Raw genomic sequence first — 19,264 nt, forward strand, 5'->3', positions numbered from 1 at the left:
GCAGCTTCACAATACGGGCTGAACACGCCTGTGGGGAATGGGTCCTCGCAGGCCTCTGTTTAGGAGTATGGATCATGCGCACCGGCGTGATCGCGAAGAAGGTGGGGATGACTCGCCTTTTCCAGGAAGATGGTCGGCACGTGCCGGTCACTGTCCTTTCGCTTGAAGATTGCCAGGTGGTTTCGGTTCGCACCGCTGAACGTGACGGTTATGTCGCGCTGCAGCTGGGTGCGGGCGTTGCCAAGCAAAAGAACGTGGCCAAGCCGCAGCGTGAGCATTTCGCGAAAGCCGAAGTGCCGCTGAAGGCTGAAGTCGCCGAATTCCGCGTCGCCGACGACGCGGTGCTCGATGTCGGTTCGACGATTGCTGCATCGCACTTTGCGATCGGCCAGTATGTCGACATCACCGGCCACACGCAGGGCAAGGGCTTTGCCGGCGCCATGAAGCGCTGGGGTTTCGGGGGCATGCGCGCCACGCACGGCGTGTCGATCTCGCACCGTGCCCACGGTTCGACCGGCAACCGCCAGGATCCGGGCCGCGTGTTCAAGAACAAGAAGATGGCCGGCCACATGGGCGACCGTCAGCGCACCCAGCAGAACCTCGAAATCGTCCGCACCGACGACGAACGCGGCCTGATCTTCGTCAAGGGCTCGGTCCCTGGGTCGAAGAACGGCTGGTTGCTCGTGCGCGACGCGGTCAAGGTCGATCGCCACGGTGATGCGCCTTACCCCGCCGGCATCAAGCATGCTGTCAACAACAACGAAGTCGCACCTGCTGCGACCGATGGCCAGGAGGGCTAAGTCGTGAAGGTTCAGGTCCTCAATCTGGACGGGACTGCCGCTGGCGACGTCGAACTGTCGGATGACGTGTTCGGTCTAGAGCCGCGCGCAGACATCCTGCATCGTGTCGTCACCTGGCAGTTGGAAAACCGTCGTGGCATCGCCCGCAAGGCGCGCGAACGCAGCGATGTTGCCCGTACCGGCAAGAAGTTTGGTCGTCAAAAGGGCGGCGGTACCGCGCGTCATGGCGATCGCAAGGCGCCGATTTTCATCGGCGGCGGCAAGGCGCACGGCCCGCGTGTTCGCGAATTCAACATTTCGCTGAACAAGAAGGTCCGCGCACTCGGTCTCAAGATGGCGCTGTCATCGAAGGTCAACGGCGGCCTGGTGGTTGTCGACAACCTCGACATGACCGATGCCAAGACCAAGGTGCTTGCAGGCACGCTGGCCGAACGCGGTTTCGGCAAAAAGGTGCTGGTGGTCGATGGTGACGCGGTCAACGAGGGCTTTGCCCGCGCTGCGCGCAACCTGATCGGCATCAACGTGCTGCCGGCGATCGGTGCCAATGTCTATGACATCCTGAAGCATGACACGCTGGTGCTGACCCGCGCGGCTGTCGAAAAGCTGGAGGCGCGTTTCCATGGCTAAGGACGCAATCGACACGCGCCACTATGACGTGATTGTGGCTCCCCACATCACCGAAAAGGCGACGCTGCTGTCCGAACACAACGCGGTTGTGTTCAAGGTCGCGCAGGCTGCGACCAAGCCCCAGATCAAGGCGGCCATCGAAGCGATCTACAATGTGAAGGTCGCGGCGGTGAACACCCTGGTGCAAAAGGGCAAGACCAAGCGCTGGAAGGGCAAGCCCTACACGCGCTCCGACGTCAAAAAGGCCGTTGTGACACTGGCTGCCGGCCAGTCGATCGACGTCACCAGCGGTATCTGAGGGCGCAAGGATCATGGCACTCAAGAGCTATAACCCGACCAGCCCCGCACGCCGCGGCCTGGTCCTCGTCGACAAGTCGTCGCTGTGGAAGGGCAAGCCGGTCAAGGCATTGACCGAAGGCAAGTCCAAGACAGGCGGCCGCAACAACAAGGGTCACGTGACCAGCCGCGGCATCGCGGGTGGCCACAAGCAGACGTACCGCTTCATCGACTTCAAGCGTCGCAAGTGGGATGTGCCGGCAACGGTCGAGCGTCTGGAATATGACCCCAACCGCACCGCGTTCATCGCGCTGGTCAACTATGCCGATGGCGAACAGGCCTATATCCTGGCGCCGCAGCGTCTTTCCGCAGGCGACGTCATTGTCGCCGGCGAAAAGACCGACGTGAAGCCGGGCAATGCCATGCTTCTGTCGCAGATGCCGGTTGGTACCATCGTCCACAACGTGGAGATGAAGCCGGGCAAGGGCGGTCAGATCGCACGTTCGGCAGGCACGTATGTGCAGGTCGTCGGGCGTGACCGTGGTCTCGTCATTGTTCGCCTGAATTCGGGTGAGCAGCGCTATCTGCGTGGCGATTGCATGGGCACCGTGGGCGCCGTGTCGAACCCCGACAACGGCAACCAGAACCTGGCCAAGGCCGGCCGCAACCGCTGGCTGGGCAAGCGTCCGCTGACACGCGGCGTGGCCAAGAACCCGGTCGACCACCCGCACGGTGGTGGTGAAGGCCGGACCTCGGGCGGCCGTCACCCGGTTACCCCGTGGGGCAAGCCGACCAAGGGTGCCCGCACCCGCCACAACAAGCGCACGGACAAGATGATCATCCGTTCGCGCCACGCGAAGAAGAAGAGGTAACACCCCATGGCACGTTCCGTCTGGAAGGGCCCCTTCGTCGAGCTGCACCTGCTGAAAAAGGCGGAAGCCGCGCAGGACATCGGCTCGCGCGCTGGCCCGATCAAGACCTGGTCGCGTCGTTCGACCATCTTGCCGCAGTTCGTTGGTCTGACGTTCAGCGTCTACAACGGGCACAAGTTCATCCCCGTCTCGGTGAACGAAGACATGGTTGGCCACAAGCTTGGTGAATTTGCGCCCACGCGCACGTTCCCCGGCCACGCCGCCGACAAGAAGGGCAAGCGCTGATGAGCAAGCCTTCCGCTCCCCGCCGCGTCGCGGCCAATGAAGCTCTGGCAGTCAACACCACGATCCGTGGTTCGGCCCAGAAGCTGAACCTGGTTGCCGCGCTGATCCGTGGTCGCAAGGTCGAGGATGCTTTGAACATCCTGACCTTTTCGACCAAGGCGATGGCCGTCGATGCCCGCAAGGTGCTGGCGTCGGCCATCGCCAATGCGGAAAACAATCACAACCTGGATGTCGACTCGCTCGTCGTGGCCGAAGCCAGCGTTGGCAAGTCGATCACGATGAAGCGCTTCCACACCCGTGGTCGTGGCAAGTCGACCCGGATCCTCAAGCCGATTTCGCGGCTGCGGATCGTTGTCCGCGAAGTCGAGGAGGCCTGATCCATGGGTCACAAGACCAACCCCATCGGTCTGCGTCTGCAGATCAACCGCACCTGGGACAGCCGCTGGTTTGCCGAAGGGCAGAGCTATCAGCGTCTGCTCAAGGAAGACCTGACGATCCGCAAGTTCATCGTCGAGAGCCTGCCCCAGGCAGCGATCTCGAAGGTGGTGATCGAACGCCCCGCCAAGGTGTGCCGCGTTTCGATCTATGCGGCCCGTCCGGGCGTCATCATCGGCAAGAAGGGCGCAGACATTGAAAAGCTGCGCGCCAAGCTGTCGAAGCTGACCAAGAGCGACGTCAAGCTGAACATCGTTGAAATCCGCAAGCCGGAAATCGATGCCAAGCTCGTCGCCCAGGGCATCGCCGATCAGCTGGTTCGCCGCGTGGCGTTCCGCCGTGCGATGAAGCGTGCCGTGCAGTCGGCGCTGCGTCTGGGTGCCGAAGGCATCAAGATCACCTGCGGCGGCCGTCTGGGTGGCGCGGAAATCGCGCGCGTCGAATGGTATCGCGAAGGTCGGGTGCCGTTGCACACGCTGCGCGCCAACATCGACTATGCCGAAGCCGAAGCCCACACCGCCTATGGCGTGATCGGCATCAAGACCTGGATCTTCAAGGGCGAGATCCTGGGTCACGACCCGCTGGCGCAAGATCGCCTCATGCTCGAGGCACAGACCTCGGGCGTGCGTCCGTCACGCTGAGGGTGAGATAGAGCCATGTTGCAACCCAAAAAGACCAAGTTCCGCAAGGCGTTCAAAGGCCGTTTGCACGGCAACGCCAAGGGCGGCACCGACCTCAACTTCGGCTCGTACGGGCTGAAGGCGATGGAACCGGAACGCGTCACCGCGCGCCAGATCGAAGCGGCCCGTCGTGCGATTACCCGCCACATCCGCCGTCAGGGCCGTTTGTGGATCCGGATTTTCCCCGATCTGCCGGTTTCGAAAAAGCCTGCCGAAGTCCGTCAGGGCAAGGGCAAGGGTTCGGTGGAATACTGGGCCGCACGCGTCAAGCCGGGCAAGATCCTGTTTGAACTCGATGGCGTTCCCGGTCCGCTGGCCGCAGAGGCGTTCAGCCGCGCGGCCATGAAGTTGCCGATCAAGACCAAGGTTGTGGCTCGCCTCGGCGATACCTCGCACCTTGGCGGCGAGTAAGGAGGAAAGACGATGTCCAAGTTCGAGGACCTGCGCCTCAGGAGCGACGACCAGCTTTCCGCTGATCTCGCCGAATTGAAGCGCGAACAATTCAACCTGCGGTTCCAGGCGGCGACCAGCCAGCTGGAGCGTCCGGCACGCATTCAGGAAGTGCGCCGCCAGATTGCCCGCATCAAGACGCTGCAGACCGAACGGTCGCGCAGCGTGAAGGCCTGAGGAGACCCGCCGTGCCAAAGCGTATCCTGGTCGGGACCGTGGTTTCCGACAAGAATGAAAAGACCGTGGTGGTCAAGGTCGAGCGCAAGGTGAAGCATCCGCTTTACGGCAAGATCATCCGCCGCTCGAAGAAGTACCACGCCCATGACGAGGACAACGCGTTCAAGCTGGGCGAAACGGTGCGCATCGAGGAAACGGCGCCCTATTCGAAGCAGAAGACGTGGAAGGTTATCGACCGCGTGCTGGCCGGCAAGGTCGCTGCCATCGAAGCGGACGTCTGAGGTCGCACAGCAATTTGGAACTGCCGGACTGGTTCCGGCAAGCCACTGAGAAGGAACCGGATCAATGATCCAGATGCAATCCAATCTTGAAGTCGCTGACAACAGCGGTGCCAAGCGCGTCCAGTGCATCAAGGTGCTGGGCGGGTCGAAGCGCCGTTTTGCCGGCGTCGGCGACGTCATCGTGGTGTCGATCAAGGAAGCCCAGCCGCGTGCCCGCGTCAAAAAGGGCGATGTCCATCGCGCCGTGATCGTTCGTACCCGCAAGGACGTGCGTCGCGCCGATGGCAGCGTCATCCGCTTTGACACCAATGCGGCGGTGCTGGTCGGCAAGAACGAAGAACCCATCGGTACGCGTATCTTCGGACCCGTGGTGCGCGAACTGCGCGCCAAGGGCTTCATGAAGATCATCAGCCTTGCGCCGGAGGTGCTGTAATGTCGGCTGCCAAGATCAAGAAGGGCGACACGGTCGTCGTTCGTTCGGGCAAGGACAAGGGCCGTACCGGCACTGTCGTCCAGGTCCTGCCGAAGGATGACAAGGTGATCGTGGGCGGCGTGAACATCGCCACCCGTCACCGCAAGCCCAGCCAGCAGAACCCGCAGGGCGGTCTCGACCGCTTTGAGGCGCCCATGCACATCTCGAAAGTCTCGGTCGCCGACAAGGATGGCAAGCCCACCCGCGTGCGGTTCGAGGATCGTGATGGCAAGAAGGTCCGCGTGGCCGTGAAGTCCGGGGAGGCGATCGATGTCTGAGACATACATTCCGCGTCTTAAGACCAAGTACGACGCCGAAATCGCTGCGGCGATGACGGCCAAGTTCGGCTACAAGAACGTGATGGAAGTTCCCAAGATCGAAAAGATCACGCTCAACATGGGCGTCGGTGAAGCCAGCCAGGACAAGAAGAAGGTCCAGACTGCTGCATCCGAAATGGAACTGATCGCCGGGCAAAAGCCGGTGATCACCAAGGCGAAGAAGTCGATCGCGCAGTTCAAGCTGCGTGAAGGCATGCCGATCGGTTGCAAGGTTACCTTGCGCCGCGAACGCATGTACGAATTCCTCGACCGCCTGATCACGATCGCAATGCCCCGCATCCGCGACTTCCGTGGGTTGAACCCCAAGTCGTTCGATGGCCGTGGCAACTATGCGATGGGTCTCAAGGAACAGATCATTTTCCCCGAGATCAGCTACGATCAGATCGACAAGGTTCGTGGTCTCGACATCATCGTAACCACCACCGCAAAGACCGATGACGAAGCGCGCGAGTTGCTGCGTCTGTTCGGTTTCCCTTTCCCGCAGGATGCCGCCGAACAGGCGAAAGCTGCCTGATTAGCCATTCTGGAAGAAAGAGCTTAAGTCCATGGCGAAACTGAGTTCGATCAACAAGAACGAGCGGCGCAAGAAGCTCGTTGAAAAGTATGCGGCCAAGATCACCGCATTGAAGGCCAAGGCGAACGACAAGTCGCTCGATGATACCGAGCGTCTTATCGCACGCCTGAAGCTGGCTGAAGTGCCACGCAACGGTAACCCGACCCGCGTGCGCAACCGCTGCAACACCACAGGCCGTCCGCGCGGTTATTATCGCAAGTTCGGGCTGTGCCGCATCGAGCTGCGCGATCTCGCCAACAAGGGGTTGATCCCCGGCGTGACCAAGTCGAGCTGGTAAGGATAGACCGATGGCATTGACCGACCCACTGGGTGATATGCTCACCCGCATCCGCAACGGACAGCGCGCGAAGAAGGACTCTGTCCTGAGCCCCGCGTCAAAGTTGCGTTCACACGTGCTCGAAGTGCTTCAGCGCGAAGGCTATATCCGTGGCTTCACCGAAGACACCACGGGTCTGCATCCGCAGCTGCGTATCGAGCTGAAGTATTTCGAAGGCCAGCCGGCGATCAAGCACGTGGCCCGCGTTTCAAAGCCTGGCCGCCGCGTCTATTCCGGTTCCAAGGAATTGCCGGTGATCCGCAATGGCCTTGGCATCTCGATCGTCTCGACGCCGCGCGGCGTGCTTTCGGATGCCGAAGCGCGCGCTGCCAATGTCGGTGGCGAAGTGCTTGCGGAGGTGTTCTGATGAGCCGCATCGGTAAAAAGCCGGTGGCAATCCCGGCAGGGGTGTCCGCCGACATCGCCAACGGCGTGCTGACCGTCAAGGGGCCCAAGGGAACCCTGACGCTGACGCTCGTCGAAGACATCAGCTATGCCATCGAGGACGGTATGATTTCGGTCACGCCGGCCAACGATACCAAGCGCGGTCGGGCCTTTTGGGGCATGCAGCGCACGCTGGTATCGAACCTCGTGACCGGTGTGACCGAAGGGTATACCAAGACCCTGCAGATCACCGGTGTCGGCTATCGTGCTACGTCGCAGGGGACCAACCTGAAGCTGCAGCTCGGTTACAGCCACGATGTCGATTTCGCCGTGCCGGAAGGCATCGAGATCAAAACCCCGGATAACACGACGATCAACATTTCCGGGATCGACAAGCAGAAGGTCGGCCAGGTTGCGGCCGAGATCCGTCGCTGGCGCAAGCCCGAGCCTTACAAGGGCAAGGGCATCAAGTACCAGGGCGAGTTCATCTTCCGCAAGGAAGGGAAGAAGAAGTAATGGCCAAGCTGTCTCTCTTCGCACGCCGCCGCCGCCGCGTACGTACCGCGCTCAAGGCGAATTCCGGTGGGCGTCTGCGCCTGTCGGTTCACCGTTCGGGTCGCCACATCTACGCCCAGATCATCGACGATGCCGCCGGCCGCACAGTCGCCGCTGCTTCGACGCTGGTGAAGGGCGAGAAGTCGATCGGCGCGACCACCGATGCTGCAGCCAAAGTCGGCAAGGATATTGCCGAAAAGGCGAAGGCCGCCGGTGTCACTGCTGTCGTGTTCGATCGCGGCGGTTTCCTGTTCCATGGCCGCGTCAAAGCGCTGGCCGACGCTGCCCGCGAAGGCGGGCTGGAGTTCTAAGGCATGGCTGACGAAACCAACGTGGAAGGCGCAGTTGCCGTCGAGGCAACTGCAGCCCCTGAGCCCCGTGAAGGCCGTGGCCGCGGCCGTGGCCGTGGCAACGACCGTGGCGGAAACAGCGGCGGCGGCGATCGTGATCGCGGCCGTGGCCGTGGCGGCGATCGCGATCGTCGCGGTCGGGGCAACAATGACGAGGATGGTGGTGAAGAGCTGATTGAAAAGCTCGTCCACATCAACCGCGTGTCCAAGACGGTCAAGGGCGGCAAGCGTTTCGGCTTTGCGGCGCTGGTCGTGGTTGGCGACGGCAAGGGCCGGGTCGGTTTCGGCCACGGCAAGGCACGCGAAGTGCCCGAGGCCATCACCAAGGCAACGGCGTCTGCCAAGAAGAAGATGGTGCGCATTCCCCTCAAGGAAGGCCGCACGCTGCATCACGACGGCAAGGGCCGTTTCGGTGCGGGCAAGGTGAACCTGCGTTCGGCTCCGGCCGGTACCGGGATCATCGCCGGTGGTCCGATGCGCGCCGTGTTTGAAAGCCTGGGCGTTCATGACGTGGTGACCAAGTCGGTTGGCACTTCGAACCCCTACAACATGATCCGCGCCACGTTCGACGCGCTGACCGACCAGACTTCGCCGAAGTCGGTTGCGCAGCGTCGCGGCAAGAAGGTCGCTGACCTGCTTGGCCGTGGTGGTGCCGCACCGGTGGAGGCAGAAGCCGCCGCCGAAGCCATCGTGGAGTAAACAGCCATGGCCACCATCAAGATCAAGCAGATCGGTTCGCCGATCCGTCGCCCCGAAGCCCAGCGCAAGATGCTGATCGGCCTCGGGCTCAACAAGATGCATCGCGTTGTCGAACTTCAGGATACCGCTGAAGTGCGCGGCACGATTGCCAAGCTGCCCCACCTGGTGGCAGTGGTCGATTGATCGGTTCCGATCGGTTGAACGGACAGAACCCCGGTGGCAACACCGGGGTTTTTTCGTGGGCGGTGGGTCCCTGCAAGGCGCTGATCATGCCTGCCGCAGCGCGCCGCAGGCGTTTGCATCGGTGAACTTCGGGATAAGGGGTGACAAATCCCAGGCGGCCCGCTAAGGGCGCCACTCCTATCAGCGCGACTCAAAGCGAAAGCGAGTGCTCCATGACAATCAAACTCAACGAACTGCGTGACAACGATGGCGCCCGCAAGGGCCGGATGCGCGTTGGACGCGGCATCGGCTCGGGCAAGGGCAAGACCGCCGGCCGCGGCCAAAAGGGCGCCAAGGCGCGCTCGGGCGTGTCGGTCAACGGCTTCGAAGGCGGCCAGATGCCGCTGCACATGCGTCTGCCAAAGCGCGGTTTCAACAACATCTTCGCCAAGGACTATGCCGAGGTAAACCTTGGCCTGGTGCAAAAGGTGATCGACGCGGGCAAGCTCGACGCCTCGGTCGTGATTGACCACAACGCGCTGAAGGCCGCCGGCCTTGGCCGCGGTGGCAAGGACGGCGTGCGTCTGCTCGCCAAGGGCGAACTGACCACCAAGGCCTCGTTCAAGGTTGCCGGCGTGTCCAAGGGCGCGGCTGCAGCGATTGAAGCGCTGGGTGGCAGCGTCGAGCTGATCATCAAGGTTCGCGCCGAAAAGCCGCCGCGCGAAAAGGGTGTGTCGAAAAAGACCGCCTGACCCGCGATTTTATTGGGTACCGGTCCGGGCGCAGGGGTGTTGCATCCCTGCGCCCGTACTATATGGGCTTTCAGGCAATCGGAGCGGCGGCGCAGCTTTGCGTGGGCAGCAGCTCGGGTTTGGGTATAAAAGTCAGCAAAGGCTTCGGTTCCGATCATGGCATCACGCGCCGACAACATCGCCAGCAATCTCAATCTGGCCAATTTCTCCAAGGCAACCGACCTGCAAAAGCGGATCTGGTTCACGGTCGGGGCACTGATCGTGTTCCGGTTCATGAGCTTTGTGCCGCTGCCGGGCGTCAATCCGATGATCCTGGAGGCGCTGTACAGCAAGGCGCAGGGCGGTGTGCTCGACATCTTCAACACCTTTTCGGGTGGGTCGCTGCAACGCATGAGCCTGATCGCGCTTGGCGTGATGCCCTATATCACCTCGTCGATCGTCGTGCAGCTGGGTGCGTCGCTGCATCCCGCGTTGGCCGCCTATAAAAAGGAAGGCGAAAGCGGGCGCAAGAAGCTGAACCAGTACACCCGCTATGGCGCGGTGTTCCTGACGGCACTGCAGGGCTGGTTCCTGGCCACCGGGCTGGAAAGCATGGGCGCTTCGCAGGGGCTGCAGGCCGTGGTCGACCCCGGCCTGATGTTCAAGGTCGGTGCGGTGATCAGCCTGATCGGCGGAACGATGTTCCTGTTGTGGCTGGGTGAACAGATCACCAGCCGGGGGATCGGCAACGGTGTGTCGCTGATCATCATGGCCGGCATCGTCGCGCAAATGCCAAAGTTCTTTGGCAACCTGTTCGATCAGGGACGCACGGGTTCGCTGCCTGCATTTGCGGTGATCGGCGTGGTCGTGCTGCTGATGGCGGTGGTGGTGTTCATCTGTTTCATCGAACGCGCCCAGCGCCGTCTGCTGATCCAGTATCCGCGCCGTGCCACACAGAACGGCATGATGGCCGCCGATCGCAGCCACCTGCCGCTCAAGCTCAACACCGCCGGCGTCATTCCGCCGATCTTTGCCAGTTCGCTGCTGCTGTTGCCGCTGACGATCACCCAGTTTGCCGGTAAATCGGTTTCGCCCGACACCATGACGGGCCGGGTGATCGTGGGGCTGAACCAGGTGCTGGGCCACGGCAAGCCGGTCTACATGATCCTGTATGCGCTGGGCATCGTGTTCTTCAGCTTTTTCTACACCGCCGTGGTGTTCAATCCCGAAGAAACCGCCGACAACCTCAAGCGTAACAACGGCTTTATCCCGGGCATCCGCCCGGGCCGCAACACCGCGATCTACCTGGATTATGTGCTGACCCGCATCACCGTGCTGGGGGCCGCCTATATTACCATCGTCTGTGTTGTGCCCGAATGGATCATGTCGCAAACGGGCATGTCGCAGCTGTTCTTCGGCGGCACCAGCCTGCTGATCGTGGTCAACGTGACAGTCGATACGATCACCCAGATCCAGTCGCACCTGCTGGCGCACCAGTATGGCGACCTGATCAAGAAGGCCAAGTTGAAGGGCCGCATGCGCTGATCGCCTGCAAGGCGGCGCGCGGATTAACAAGGGGGGATTGCCTCGTGAATATCATCCTGTTGGGACCGCCGGGTGCAGGCAAGGGCACCCAGGCGCAACGACTGGTCGAACGCCACGGACTGAAGCAGCTGTCGACGGGAGACATGCTGCGCGCGGCGGTAAAGGCGGGGACGCCGGTCGGTCTTCAGGCAAAGGCGGTGATGGACGCAGGGCAGCTGGTGTCCGATGCCATCGTTTCGGCGCTGATCGGTGACGAACTGGATGCGATGGGCCCGGCGCAAGGCGCCATTTTCGACGGCTATCCGCGGACCGCACCACAGGCCGCAGCGCTCGACGATATCCTGGCATCGCGCGGGCGCAAGCTTGACCACGTGATCGAACTCGATGTCGACGAAGATGCGCTCGTCGTGCGGATCACCGGGCGTTATACCTGCGCGCATTGCGGCAAGGGGTATCACGACCGGTTCGAACAACCGCTGGTGGCCGGCACCTGCGACAAGTGCGGCAGCCACGAATTCAAGCGCCGACCCGATGACAACGAAGATACCGTGCGCACCCGCATGGCCGAATACCGGGCAAAAACCGCCCCGATCCTACCGATTTATGAAGCTCGCGGGATTGTTTCGCATATCGACGGCATGGCGCCGATGGATGATGTGACGGCCGCGATCGAGGCGGTCATCGCCTGACGCGGGCCGCGCGTGCCGGCATCGATACAAAGCATGAAACCCGGCGGGTCGGACTCGCCGGGTTTTTTGCTTTGTGGCATAGGCGGACCCTCATGATCTGGGTGGATTCGGGAATGGCGAGCAGGGCTTTGCGCAAGGTTGGGGCAGGGGCTCTGGTGGCGGCGTTGATGCAGGCCGTGCCTGTGCGCGCCGATGTTACCGCGCAGGGCCCGATGGGCTTTGTAACGCGCAATGTCGTGGTGATCGCGGGCAACCCCGGCGCCGTGTGGAAACGCCTGGTTGTGCCTTCGGGCTGGTGGTCGGGCGAGCATACCTTTTCCGGCGATGCGGCCAACCTGTCGCTCGATCCGGTGGCGGGTGGCTGTTTCTGCGAGCGATTGCCCGCCGAAGCCGGTGATGCGGCCAAACCGGGCAAGCCCGGCGCGGCGCCCCGGGCGCCATCGCGCGGCGGGGTCGAACACATGCGCGTGGTGTTTGTCGACCGAACCAAGGCGCTGCGGATGATCGGCGGTCTGGGGCCGTTGCAAAGCGAGGCCGTCAGCGCCACGCTGACCGTGACGCTCAAGCCGGTCGAGGGTGGTACCCGGGTGATTTTTGAATATGTTGTGGGTGGTTACATGCGCTATCCCGCAGACAAGATTGCGCCCGCGGTCGATGCGGTGATGGCCGATCAGTTGTTGGCCCTGGCCAGGCTGTTTGGCCCCGTCGGGCAAAACGCCGCCGCGCCGGCTGCGGCACCGGCCGCGCCTGCCCAGGTCGCGGCGCCGCCGCCTGTTGGCAGGGGGCTTGACCGCAAAGGCCTGCTGGTGCCGCGCGGCAAAGTGTGGAGCCTGCCGTCGAGCGGCCAGGCGACGCCCCCGCCGCCAGAGCCTGCACCGCCGATCGCGCCTTTGCCCAGCACACCGGTTCCCCAGGATGTATCGGTGCTGGACACGTCGTCACCCGCGTCGCCCACGGCGGCCAGCGCCGCAACCCCGGTGCCGGTGGCGGCACGCCCCGACGCGCCGGCCGAACCGGCGCCCGCTGCACCCAAGTCCAAGCCTCGGACAAAGCCGTCGGCGAAAAAGCCTGTGCCGGGCGTCGTGGCCAAACCCGCGCCCGCCAGCGACGATCCTTCGCGCGATTCGATTGAATCCGCGCTTGATGCCGCATTCCCGCCGCCGCCGCCCGCGCCGCAATAGTCGGGTTCAGTCCAGCACCGGATAGCCGGCGCGCGCGGCATCGGCCTCAAGCGAGGGTATGATCGCATAGGCGGTGCGTTGCAGCAGCGATATGCCATCCAGCCGCAGCACGTCGCGCGTGGCGGCAAGCGCCGGATCGTCGATCACGTCGGCCAGGACGCGGCGCAGCAGCGCGACATCGCGTCCGGGGGCGCAGATCAGCGGCAGGCCAGGGGTTGCCGCGGTCCAGTCCAGCACTCGGATGCGCCGCGCCAGCGCCGGGTATCGGTCGGTCAGCAGCGCAAGCGTCACCGCATCGATGGCGGCGACATCGGCTTGGCCCCCGACCACCGCCCACACGCTGCGCGCATGCGCGCCGGTTTCGATCACCCGGCCGAAAAAGCGCGCGCCTTGCGCGAGCGGTGCAACGGCCGCGCGCAACAGGTTCATGCCGGTGTTGGAATCGCGCGCATTGATCGCGGCGGTCCGGTTTGCCAGGGCCGCAAGGCCGGGGGCCGGATCATCCTGCCGCACAATCACCGCCGAGCGGTGCCATGCGCCTTCGCAGCCGGGCGCGCGATAGATCGGGGTTGCCACCAGTTCGACCCCATGACCCAGGCGGGTCGTCAAAGGGTAACCGCAAGTCTGCGCCAGCCACAGCGACGGGTCGGTCCAGATCCCGTCAAGCGGGCGGGTCCGGCACAGTTGGGCAGGCACGTCGCCATGCCCGGCATCGCGCAAACGCGCGGCAATCGCCTGCCACAGGCGGGTGTTGGCATCGTGCAACCAGCGTGGGTCATACATGCCCAGCGAAGCGATCATCGCCCCGGATGCACCAGCCGGTCGTGCGGGCGCAACAGATAACGGGCGACGATGTCGCGATAACCGGCATAGCGCGGGGCCCGGGCAAACGCCTGCGGATCGGCGCGATACAGCGCCGGCAATCGATACCACGGCACGGCGGGCCGGGCGTGGTGCCACGGGTGCAGATTGTTGTGCAGGAACAGCAGTGCCAGCGGCCCGAAATCGGCAACGACCGCGGTGCGGGCGGCCGGATCGGCGTCGGCGCGGTGTTCGGCAAACGAGCGGATCAGCAGCAGCGACGTGCCGGGCCAGACAAAGCACAGCGCATAGACCCACAACGACAGGCCGACATGATCGAGCCACGCCACGATCAGCCCCAGTGCAACCAGATGCGGGGCCCATTCGCGCGCCACGGCCCACGGATCGCGCCAGGTGCGCCGCGCCTCTGACAGACCGAACCGCGCGACGCGGATCGGCGGACCGAACACGATGCGGCCCGCCAGCGTCGCTTCAAGCGTGGCCAGCCGATGCGCCAGACCGCCAGAACGCGCCAGGTAATTGCTTTCGGTGTCGTCGAACGGATCGGTCAGGTGCGGCGTCGCATGGTGTGCGGCATGTTCACGCGCATAGACCGCATATGGCAACCACAGCGACAGCGGCGGGAACCCGATGGCATTGTTGATCCAGCGGTTCCGGGTGGGATGGTCGTGGATCACTTCGTGCTGCAGCGATCCCTGCCAGGCCACGATCCAGCCTCCTGCCAGCAGCAGGACGGGCCAGGGCAGCATGGCGTGCCAGGCGGTCAGCACCAGCCAACCGCCGTAGATCACCACGGTCAAGGCCAGGGTCGGCCATTCGATGGCCGGTCGCGATATCGGAAATTCGTCTGTGGCGCCCATGGACGCAAAAGGTATCGCGACGCGTACTTTTGTCTAGACATGTTCGCTAATAAGGTGATCGCAAATCCTCATCTATCCACAGCGTCGGCAAAAACGCGCAACGCCGCAATATGTTCCGGCCCGATGCCGCAACAGCCACCGATGATCGTGGCACCCGCGTCGCGCCAGTCTTGCGCAAATGCGGCATAACCGGCCGGATCGAGGTCGGCGCGAATGTCGAGCAGCACGGCATTGGCCTCGGCCTCTTCAGGCTGCGGCGGGAACGCATTGGCATAGACCCCGATTGCCAGATCGCCGGCAGCGCGTGCCGCGCGCACCGCATCGGCCATGACTTCGGGCTGGCTGCAATTGAACAGGATGGCGCTGGCGCCAAGCCGCCGGGCAAGACGCGTGGCTTCGGTCACGCTTTCGCCCGAGCGCAATTGCGCAACGGCATCCGGATGGGTGTCGTCGAGCGTGAACGACAGCCACACCGGTTTGCCGGTGCCCGCGGTCAGTTCGCCCACGAGCTCGGCCTCGCTCAGCGAAGACAATGTTTCGGCCTGCCAGTGATCGACAAACGGGTTCAGCGCAGCCACCAGTTTGGCCAGGATCGGGCGCGCGCGGTCAATATCGACCAGATCGGGACGGTATGATCCGCACACCGGGGGCAGCGATCCGGCCACGGCAACCGGGCGCGGCGCGGCGTCGGCCACTGCACGCGCCAGCGATCCGGCGCGTGCGGCCCATGCCTGCCCATGCGCGGCAAACCGGTCTTCGCCGATGTGAAAGGGGACGACCGCATAGGTGTTGGTGGTGATGACGTCGGCGCCCGCGTCCACATAGCTTTGATGGACGCGCGTGACGTATTCGGGCGCCTCGATCAATGCCAGCGCCGACCATTCGGGCTGTTTGAACGGCGCCCCGATCCGTTTGAGTTCGCGACCCGTCCCGCCATCGAGCAGAGTGAAGGGCGTTCGGTCGGCTTTGCTCACGGCGGAATCTCCCAGATGCGCGGGTGCGCTGCGGGCTTTTCGTTCGCTGGCAGGTTCTGGTCAAGCGCGGCGTGCAGGGCGGCCCGGCCGGGCCGAGCCACCCTGCGAGGGCGCTTACTGGTGTTCGTGTTCCGGCCTTGGCGCGGGCTTTGGCGGTGCCTTGGGTGCAGGCGCCGGTCTGGGCGCCGCAGGCGGCGCCGGGCGATAGGCGTTGGGCGCAGGGGCCGGGTGATAGGCATTGGGCGCTGGCGCCGGCCGCGGTGCCTGGCCATAGGCTGGCGCGGGTGTCGGTCGCGGAGCCTGGCCATAGGCGCCGGGTGCCCCCTGATTTTGCATCGCCGGGCGCGTGGGCTGCACAGGCACCGCGCGTGGGGGCGCGCCATAGCTGTTTGCCGGACGACCGGGATATTGCCCTGGCGTCATGCCCGGCGCGGGGCGCTGATACGGGGTCGGGGCGCCGCCACTGGTGCCGCCCCGGCCCAGCGCGGCGGCGCGCGGGATCGGCGTGCCGTCGGTGCCCACGCGATGGACCGCCGGGGGCTGCCAATGCGGCGTCACGTTCGATGCCACGTTGCGCGGGTTGCTGGCGGCCTGCTGCACGCGTTGCTGTTGCGCAGGGGTCGGCGCGATGTGCGGCGCCTGCGTTGCGCGCAGTTCCTGCGGCGTGGGCTGGGCATGCACCCCGCCGGTCCCACCGGCATAGCTGGTGCGCGGGCCATTGTTGTTGATCACGGTGGTCTGCTGGTAATAGACGTTGGTCACGCGCGTGTTCGACACGTTGATGACGGCGCGGTTATAGGCAAGGTGCCCACCTTCCCAACGGCCGCCCTCCCAGCCGTGGCCATGATAGCCAAAGCCATAGTCGATCCCGCCGTACCAGCCGACTTCGCGGCCCCAGTAACCACTGTGAAAGCGAAATGCGCCATTGTCCCAGCCCCACCAGGCCGGGGTCCACAGCAGGCCGGGTTCGGGCGGCAGTTCCCAATATCCCGGCGCCCAGAAATAATCGTCGACGTCATCGCTCCATGCCCAATGTCCGGGCACCCAGATATAGTCGGGGCCGGGCAGGGGCGGTTGCTCATAAACCGGCATCGGCGGCGGCGCATAGCCGATGCGGATGTCCAGCCCGAGCGAAAACTGGGCTTGCGCCGCTGTCGGCATCACCATCGCCAAGGCGGGTGCGGCAAGCGCCAGCGCGGCGATTGCGCGTGCGGACAGGTATCTGGATGATGTGGTCTTGGCCATGGTGTTTCAGCCCCTCTTCGTCGATCAGTCTGGTTGATCGGTGTTTACCCTTATAAACACCTATACCGGACTGCCTCATGAACAAAACACCAAAGCGCACGACGAGCACCTTTGACCTTTGTCGGGGAATCCGGTATTTCTAATGCTACAGGGGGCGCCGCCATCCGTTTCCAAACGGATGCTTGCCTATGCGCCGAAATGCTGTTGACGGACTTCGCGAATCCGCCTAAGCGCCCCTTTCACTCGGAACCGACTGGAGAGTTTCTGTTTGCGTCAGCGCGCGTTTGGGCACTGGCAAGGGCAGATGGCTTTGGGATCGGTTGGCGAGTGTTTCGCGATGAGATAGGGCCCGGATCGGGCAGCAGCGGAATGGACCGGTGTGAACGATCAGGCGCTCTGTGGAGCTGAACGGAGAATAAAGTGGCTCGTATTGCCGGGGTGAATATCCCCACGAACAAGCGCGTAATCATTGCGCTGACCTACATTCATGGCATCGGCGCGTTCCAGGCACGCCAGATTGCCGACAAGCTGGGGATCGACCACAGCCGTCGCGTGCAGGACCTGTCTGACGCGGAAGTGCTGCAGATCCGTGAAGCGATCGACGCCGATCATACCGTGGAAGGCGACCTTCGTCGCGAAACCGCGATGAACATCAAGCGCCTGATGGATCTTGCCTGCTATCGCGGCCTGCGCCATCGCAAGGGCCTGCCGGTTCGTGGACAGCGTACGCACACCAATGCGCGCACCCGCAAGGGCAAGTCCAAGCCGATCGCCGGCAAGAAGAAGTAAGTCGGCGCGGAGCCGACCGTTTCGCGGTCTCAGGCTCCCCCGGTTTCCCACGGTTTTTCGACAGGAATACACACAACAATGGCTCGCGAACCTCAGCGTATCAAGCGGCGGGAGCGCAAGAACATCACCAGTGGTGTCGCGCACGTCAATGCCAGCTTCAACAACACGATGATCACCATCACCGATGCCCAGGGCAACGCCATTTCATGGTCGTCCGCCGGCATGATGGGCTTCAAGGGCAGTCGCAAGTCGACGCCGTATGCCGCGCAGGTCGCGGCCGACGATGCCGGCAAGAAGGCTGCCGAACACGGCGTCCGTACGCTTGAAGTCGAAGTGAAGGGCCCCGGTTCGGGCCGTGAAAGCGCCTTGCGCGCGCTTCAGGCGGTTGGTTTCACGATCACCGCCATCCGCGATGTGACCGCGATCCCGCACAACGGTGTCCGTCCGTCAAAGCGTCGCCGGGTCTGACCTGTCGGCAGGCGTCCGGCGTGGCGGTACCACCGCGCCGGCAACGCCCAATATTGGACCGGTCGCAGCCTGATATGCTGACGCCGGCGCACTCGATCAACCCCAGGGGAATTCCATGACTGTCAACATCAAGAACTGGCAGGAACTGAAGAAGCCCAACACCCTCGAGGTCCGGCCCGGCAACGATCCGCAGCGCCGCGCGACCTTCATCGCCGAACCGCTCGAACGCGGCTTTGGCCTGACGCTCGGCAATGCGCTGCGCCGGGTGCTGTTGTCCTCGCTTCAGGGCGCTGCGGTTACTTCGATCCGCATCGAAAACGTGCTCCACGAATTCTCGTCGCTTGCCGGCGTGCGTGAAGACGTCACCGATATCGTGCTCAACGTTAAGCAGATCGCGCTCAAGATGCAGGGCGAAGGCCCCAAGCGTCTGCAGCTTTCGGCCACCGGGCCGGGCGAAGTGCGCGCTGGCGACATCGCGGTGACAGGCGATATCGAAGTTCTGAACAAGAACCTCGTGATCTGCAACCTCGACGAAGGCGCGACGTTCAACATGGAACTGACCGCCGACACCGGAAAGGGCTATGTCCCGGCCGTGTCGAACCGTCCGATCGACGCGCCGATCGGGCTGATCCCGATCGATTCGCTGTATTCGCCGGTGCGTCAGGTTTCCTACAAGATCGATGCTGCGCGCATCGGCCAGGAACTGGACTACGACAAGCTGAACCTGACCGTCGAAACCGACGGCACGGTAACCCCCGAAGATGCCGTGGCCTATGCCGCGCGCATTCTGCAGGACCAGCTGTCGCTGTTCGTACACTTTGACGACCAGCTGCCCACCGGTCATGTCGTGACCTCGACCGGGCTTGCCACGCATGCTCCGGAAGAAAGCGACGCCAACCAGCTCAACCGCTATCTGCTCAAGAAAGTGGACGAACTGGAACTGTCGGTGCGTTCGGCCAACTGCCTCAAGAACGACAACATCATCTATATCGGCGATCTGGTTCAGAAGACCGAAGCAGAGATGCTGCGCACCCCGAATTTCGGCCGCAAGTCGTTGAACGAAATCAAGGAAGTGCTGTCGTCGATGGGGCTGCGTCTCGGGATGGATATCCCGGGCTGGCCGCCGGAAAACATCGAAGAGATGGCAAAGAAGCTGGAGCAGGAGCTTTTGGGTTAACCCCCGAAAGCTTCGGCTTTTATACACCGGTTTGCTAGCGGGGCCCCACG

30 protein-coding genes are annotated in these 19,264 nt (G+C 63.5%); 26 read left to right on the forward strand and 4 right to left on the reverse strand.

The annotated features are described in order from the left end of the window. Window positions 1-74: 74 nt before the first annotated feature. The 23 genes from rplC (at window position 75) to G404_RS17565 (ending at window position 12,879) form a co-directional block, all read left to right on the forward strand. Window positions 75-800, forward strand: a complete 726-nt coding sequence (gene rplC, locus G404_RS0100300; protein WP_028639307.1) for a 50S ribosomal protein L3 — start codon at window positions 75-77, stop codon at window positions 798-800. Window positions 801-803: 3 nt separating this feature from the next. Next, window positions 804-1,427, forward strand: a complete 624-nt coding sequence (rplD, locus tag G404_RS0100305) for a 50S ribosomal protein L4 (protein WP_028639308.1) — start codon at window positions 804-806, stop codon at window positions 1,425-1,427. After that, window positions 1,420-1,725: a 50S ribosomal protein L23 gene (locus G404_RS0100310; protein ID WP_028639309.1), complete on the forward strand. Its 306-nt coding sequence runs from the start codon at window positions 1,420-1,422 to the stop codon at window positions 1,723-1,725. Before rplD ends, G404_RS0100310 begins: the two co-directional genes overlap by 8 nt. 13 nt (window positions 1,726-1,738) lie before the next feature. Further along, entirely contained in the window at window positions 1,739-2,575 is an 837-nt protein-coding gene (gene rplB, locus G404_RS0100315; RefSeq protein ID WP_028639310.1) for a 50S ribosomal protein L2, read from the forward strand. Window positions 2,576-2,581: 6 nt separating this feature from the next. Further along, the gene (rpsS, locus tag G404_RS0100320; RefSeq protein WP_028639311.1) at window positions 2,582-2,860 is read left to right on the forward strand and encodes a 30S ribosomal protein S19; all 279 of its coding nucleotides are present in this window, start codon (window positions 2,582-2,584) and stop codon (window positions 2,858-2,860) included. Beyond that, window positions 2,860-3,237 carry a 50S ribosomal protein L22 gene (rplV, locus tag G404_RS0100325; protein WP_036519809.1) on the forward strand — a complete coding sequence of 126 codons (378 nt, stop codon included), beginning with the start codon at window positions 2,860-2,862 and terminating at the stop codon, window positions 3,235-3,237. Before rpsS ends, rplV begins: the two co-directional genes overlap by 1 nt. Window positions 3,238-3,240: 3 nt before the next feature. Beyond that, the gene (rpsC, locus tag G404_RS0100330) at window positions 3,241-3,936 is read left to right on the forward strand and encodes a 30S ribosomal protein S3 (RefSeq protein WP_028639313.1); all 696 of its coding nucleotides are present in this window, start codon (window positions 3,241-3,243) and stop codon (window positions 3,934-3,936) included. Window positions 3,937-3,951: 15 nt separating this feature from the next. After that, window positions 3,952-4,386 (forward strand): 50S ribosomal protein L16, encoded by a 435-nt coding sequence (gene rplP / locus G404_RS0100335; protein WP_028639314.1) that lies wholly within the window; start codon window positions 3,952-3,954, stop codon window positions 4,384-4,386. Window positions 4,387-4,398: 12 nt separating this feature from the next. Continuing rightward, on the forward strand, window positions 4,399-4,602 hold the full coding sequence (rpmC, locus tag G404_RS0100340) for a 50S ribosomal protein L29 (protein WP_028639315.1): 204 nt from the start codon (window positions 4,399-4,401) through the stop codon (window positions 4,600-4,602). An 11-nt stretch (window positions 4,603-4,613) separates the two neighbouring features. Next, window positions 4,614-4,883 carry a 30S ribosomal protein S17 gene (gene rpsQ / locus G404_RS0100345; protein ID WP_028639316.1) on the forward strand — a complete coding sequence of 90 codons (270 nt, stop codon included), beginning with the start codon at window positions 4,614-4,616 and terminating at the stop codon, window positions 4,881-4,883. 64 nt (window positions 4,884-4,947) lie between these two features. Further along, window positions 4,948-5,316 carry a 50S ribosomal protein L14 gene (rplN, locus tag G404_RS0100350; protein WP_028639317.1) on the forward strand — a complete coding sequence of 123 codons (369 nt, stop codon included), beginning with the start codon at window positions 4,948-4,950 and terminating at the stop codon, window positions 5,314-5,316. After that, window positions 5,316-5,633: a 50S ribosomal protein L24 gene (gene rplX / locus G404_RS0100355; RefSeq protein ID WP_028639318.1), complete on the forward strand. Its 318-nt coding sequence runs from the start codon at window positions 5,316-5,318 to the stop codon at window positions 5,631-5,633. The genes rplN and rplX overlap by 1 nt, the downstream gene beginning before the upstream one ends. After that, window positions 5,626-6,207, forward strand: coding sequence for a 50S ribosomal protein L5 (gene rplE, locus G404_RS0100360; protein WP_036519810.1), 582 nt, complete (start codon window positions 5,626-5,628; stop codon window positions 6,205-6,207). Before rplX ends, rplE begins: the two co-directional genes overlap by 8 nt. Window positions 6,208-6,238: 31 nt before the next feature. Continuing rightward, window positions 6,239-6,544, forward strand: coding sequence for a 30S ribosomal protein S14 (gene rpsN, locus G404_RS0100365; protein WP_028639320.1), 306 nt, complete (start codon window positions 6,239-6,241; stop codon window positions 6,542-6,544). A 10-nt stretch (window positions 6,545-6,554) separates the two neighbouring features. Next, window positions 6,555-6,950, forward strand: coding sequence for a 30S ribosomal protein S8 (gene rpsH / locus G404_RS0100370; RefSeq protein WP_028639321.1), 396 nt, complete (start codon window positions 6,555-6,557; stop codon window positions 6,948-6,950). Then, window positions 6,950-7,483: a 50S ribosomal protein L6 gene (gene rplF / locus G404_RS0100375; RefSeq protein ID WP_028639322.1), complete on the forward strand. Its 534-nt coding sequence runs from the start codon at window positions 6,950-6,952 to the stop codon at window positions 7,481-7,483. The genes rpsH and rplF overlap by 1 nt, the downstream gene beginning before the upstream one ends. After that, on the forward strand, window positions 7,483-7,833 hold the full coding sequence (gene rplR, locus G404_RS0100380; protein ID WP_028639323.1) for a 50S ribosomal protein L18: 351 nt from the start codon (window positions 7,483-7,485) through the stop codon (window positions 7,831-7,833). Before rplF ends, rplR begins: the two co-directional genes overlap by 1 nt. Window positions 7,834-7,836: 3 nt before the next feature. After that, on the forward strand, window positions 7,837-8,571 hold the full coding sequence (gene rpsE / locus G404_RS17555) for a 30S ribosomal protein S5 (protein WP_036519811.1): 735 nt from the start codon (window positions 7,837-7,839) through the stop codon (window positions 8,569-8,571). A 6-nt stretch (window positions 8,572-8,577) separates the two neighbouring features. After that, the gene (gene rpmD / locus G404_RS0100390; protein WP_028639324.1) at window positions 8,578-8,754 is read left to right on the forward strand and encodes a 50S ribosomal protein L30; all 177 of its coding nucleotides are present in this window, start codon (window positions 8,578-8,580) and stop codon (window positions 8,752-8,754) included. A 218-nt stretch (window positions 8,755-8,972) separates the two neighbouring features. Then, the gene (rplO, locus tag G404_RS0100400) at window positions 8,973-9,485 is read left to right on the forward strand and encodes a 50S ribosomal protein L15 (protein ID WP_028639325.1); all 513 of its coding nucleotides are present in this window, start codon (window positions 8,973-8,975) and stop codon (window positions 9,483-9,485) included. A 156-nt stretch (window positions 9,486-9,641) separates the two neighbouring features. Next, the gene (secY, locus tag G404_RS0100405; RefSeq protein WP_028639326.1) at window positions 9,642-11,009 is read left to right on the forward strand and encodes a preprotein translocase subunit SecY; all 1,368 of its coding nucleotides are present in this window, start codon (window positions 9,642-9,644) and stop codon (window positions 11,007-11,009) included. Between the two features lie 44 nt (window positions 11,010-11,053). Then, window positions 11,054-11,698, forward strand: coding sequence for an adenylate kinase (locus G404_RS17560; RefSeq protein WP_036519814.1), 645 nt, complete (start codon window positions 11,054-11,056; stop codon window positions 11,696-11,698). 113 nt (window positions 11,699-11,811) lie between these two features. Continuing rightward, window positions 11,812-12,879: an SRPBCC family protein gene (locus G404_RS17565; protein ID WP_036519878.1), complete on the forward strand. Its 1,068-nt coding sequence runs from the start codon at window positions 11,812-11,814 to the stop codon at window positions 12,877-12,879. Between the two features lie 6 nt (window positions 12,880-12,885). Here the strand turns inward: G404_RS17565 and G404_RS0100430 are convergent, their stop codons facing one another. From G404_RS0100430 to G404_RS17570, 4 genes are all read right to left on the reverse strand, one after another. Next, window positions 12,886-13,680, reverse strand: coding sequence for a phosphate/phosphite/phosphonate ABC transporter substrate-binding protein (locus tag G404_RS0100430; RefSeq protein ID WP_028639328.1), 795 nt, complete (start codon window positions 13,678-13,680; stop codon window positions 12,886-12,888). Beyond that, window positions 13,677-14,561 (reverse strand): fatty acid desaturase, encoded by an 885-nt coding sequence (locus G404_RS0100435; RefSeq protein WP_051279994.1) that lies wholly within the window; start codon window positions 14,559-14,561, stop codon window positions 13,677-13,679. Before G404_RS0100435 ends, G404_RS0100430 begins: the two co-directional genes overlap by 4 nt. A 68-nt stretch (window positions 14,562-14,629) precedes the next feature. Then, window positions 14,630-15,535, reverse strand: a complete 906-nt coding sequence (locus G404_RS0100440) for a homocysteine S-methyltransferase family protein (protein ID WP_028639330.1) — start codon at window positions 15,533-15,535, stop codon at window positions 14,630-14,632. A gap of 114 nt (window positions 15,536-15,649) precedes the next feature. Continuing rightward, window positions 15,650-16,780: a YXWGXW repeat-containing protein gene (locus G404_RS17570; RefSeq protein WP_051279995.1), complete on the reverse strand. Its 1,131-nt coding sequence runs from the start codon at window positions 16,778-16,780 to the stop codon at window positions 15,650-15,652. A 420-nt stretch (window positions 16,781-17,200) separates the two neighbouring features. On the opposite strand from G404_RS17570, the gene rpsM reads away from it, so the two are divergent. The 3 genes from rpsM (at window position 17,201) to G404_RS0100460 (ending at window position 19,214) form a co-directional block, all read left to right on the forward strand. Further along, window positions 17,201-17,569 (forward strand): 30S ribosomal protein S13, encoded by a 369-nt coding sequence (gene rpsM / locus G404_RS0100450; RefSeq protein ID WP_028639331.1) that lies wholly within the window; start codon window positions 17,201-17,203, stop codon window positions 17,567-17,569. 78 nt (window positions 17,570-17,647) lie between these two features. Next, complete coding sequence (gene rpsK, locus G404_RS0100455) at window positions 17,648-18,037, forward strand: 30S ribosomal protein S11 (protein WP_028639332.1); 390 nt, start codon at window positions 17,648-17,650, stop codon at window positions 18,035-18,037. A gap of 115 nt (window positions 18,038-18,152) precedes the next feature. Next, the gene (locus tag G404_RS0100460) at window positions 18,153-19,214 is read left to right on the forward strand and encodes a DNA-directed RNA polymerase subunit alpha (RefSeq protein WP_028639333.1); all 1,062 of its coding nucleotides are present in this window, start codon (window positions 18,153-18,155) and stop codon (window positions 19,212-19,214) included. The last annotated feature ends 50 nt before the right edge of the window (window positions 19,215-19,264 follow it).

Origin of the sequence: Novosphingobium acidiphilum DSM 19966, from assembly GCF_000429005.1 — a bacterium.
In the GTDB taxonomy this organism is placed as follows: Bacteria; Pseudomonadota; Alphaproteobacteria; order Sphingomonadales; family Sphingomonadaceae; genus Novosphingobium; species Novosphingobium acidiphilum.